Source organism: uncultured Candidatus Kuenenia sp. (assembly GCF_900696675.1).
Taxonomy (GTDB): domain Bacteria; phylum Planctomycetota; class Brocadiia; order Brocadiales; family Brocadiaceae; genus Kuenenia; species Kuenenia stuttgartiensis_A.
Genome location: NZ_CAADGZ010000252.1, coordinates 1 through 1,844, shown reverse-complemented (window position 1 = coordinate 1,844; position 1,844 = coordinate 1). Strand labels below are relative to the sequence as shown.

Annotated in this window: 1 protein-coding gene, 2 tRNA genes and 1 other RNA gene; all 4 read left to right on the top strand. The window is 41.8% G+C overall.

What is annotated here, in order from left to right:
- Positions 1 to 202 precede the first annotated feature (202 nt).
- The 4 genes from tadA to ffs all read left to right on the top strand — a co-directional run bounded on the left by tadA (position 203) and on the right by ffs (position 1,660).
- The gene (tadA, locus tag QZT26_RS17455; RefSeq protein WP_230405770.1) at positions 203 to 700 is read left to right on the top strand and encodes a tRNA adenosine(34) deaminase TadA; all 498 of its coding nucleotides are present in this window, start codon (positions 203 to 205) and stop codon (positions 698 to 700) included.
- Positions 701 to 1,094: 394 nt separating this feature from the next.
- Positions 1,095 to 1,184 (top strand) — tRNA-Ser (locus QZT26_RS17450).
- 102 nt (positions 1,185 to 1,286) lie between these two features.
- Positions 1,287 to 1,379: transfer RNA gene (locus tag QZT26_RS17445), tRNA-Ser, on the top strand.
- A 15-nt stretch (positions 1,380 to 1,394) separates the two neighbouring features.
- An RNA gene (gene ffs / locus QZT26_RS17440) (signal recognition particle sRNA large type) lies at positions 1,395 to 1,660 on the top strand.
- Positions 1,661 to 1,844: the final 184 nt, after the last annotated feature.

The following is a 1,844-nucleotide window of genomic DNA, read 5'->3' as shown; positions in this document are numbered from 1 at the left end:
TTGACGGAGAAAGGCCAGAAGTTCTCTTGTTCACTGATGACCGCTTCAGCCCTTGATATTAAAGCACTTACGGAAATGGCGGCATGAAAAACACGCATAAAAAACAAGAAATTGATGGATAGTAGTACAGAGAACACGACGGACATTGTAAGGGCATGTTGTAACGTGCCTCCTCCTACAAAAGCGTTTTTACAAGGATAATATGATAGTATTAAATAAGGCAATGGGTATGGAAAGCGCAAGCAGTAATCATGAGTATTTTATGCGGCAAGCGATTAAAGAAGCGGAAAAGGCTGCGGATATTAATGAAGTTCCGGTAGGCGCCGTAATTGTATATGATAACCGGATTATTGCCCGTGCGCATAACCAAAGGGAAATGCTTAAAGACCCTACAGCCCATGCGGAAATGATAGCGATAACCCAAGGGGCGGAGTATTTGCAAAATTGGCGACTAACCGGGTCTACTATCTATGTAACTCTGGAACCCTGCGTAATGTGTGCCGGTGCCTTGGTGCAGTCAAGGATTGATAAGCTTGTGTATGGGGCTGTTGATAAAAAAGCGGGCGCTTGCGTGTCTGTCATGAATCTTGTCCAAAATACTAAGTTGAATCACCGTTTGGAAGTAATACCCGATATCCTTGCTGATGAATGCAGGGATATATTAAAGAGATTTTTTTTAGAGAATTGCCGCATTAAGTAAATGTTTAGTACCTTAGCAATAATTTCTTTGCACACTTCCATTCGTCAGTGCGTGCTTTTTGGCAAAATATTTAATGGTGAAATCCGGTAACTGTAAAATCCGAAATCCGAAACAAATTCTAATGACAAAATGATTTGAAATTCTAAACAAAAGCCTTTTTTGTCTCTCGTATTTCGCGCTTCACATTGTTGTATGTTTTGAATTTGTTTTGAATTTTATGCTTTGTTATTCGGATTTGTTTCGTACTTCGAATTTCGTATTTATTTATTTATTTCTTTCTTGCTTGGTTCTGGATATACCAGTTTAGGAATTTCAATATTTCTGCAGAGGCGCATGCAATGCGTTTCTACATTTGATTTTTTCAATAGTTACAGTTTTTTTATAGTGAAAAGCCGGAGAGGTGCCGGAGCGGTTGAACGGGACGGTCTCGAAAACCGTTTTCCGCGATTGCGGAACGTGGGTTCGAATCCCACCCTCTCCGCCATCAAAAACGGAAAATGTGGTAACGTTTTATTGCAAGTAGTGATGAAGGGTGACTGAAATAATCGTTTATTTTTTAAATGAATAGCACTGGAAGATTAAAGATGGAGAGGTGTCAGAGTGGCCGAATGAGCGCGCTTGGAAAGCGCGTATACCGCTTAAAACGGTATCGCGGGTTCGACTCCCGCCCTCTCCGCCATCATTGAAAAATTGGCCGTGCTAGATGGGGAGCTAGCGGTACCCTGTAACCTGCAACCCGCTATAGCAGGATTGATCGCTTTTCTGAGGGCTCACGACTGTTATCTTTGTCAATGTAAGTGGTGATGAAGGTTGGATCTCATGCAATGGGAGACGATGCGAATCTGGTCAGATGCGGAAGCAAGCAGCCATAAACACTTGTCCTCATGTGCCGTGAGTTAGTCTGGCCTGAGCTAACTGCATTGGTAAACTAACAGAAGGGGGCACGAAAAAAGTGCACGGCCGTTTATAAAACCTTTTATGTGGTGGTTTTTATCGATAGATTCTGATAATATAAAACCTAAATCCTGCAAACAAGGCAAAGCCTTGTTGCAGGAATAGGATTGAAATGGTAGGATTTCCAAGGTATTCGGCGGTATATTGATAACAAAAAACACCTGAAAGGAGATTCACCATTTCGATGAAG

Bases quoted from the DNA above. Each gene is read 5' to 3' on its own strand.
- tadA (WP_230405770.1), top strand. From the start codon at position 203: ATGATAGTATTAAATAAGGCAATGGGTATGGAAAGCGCAAGCAGTAAT.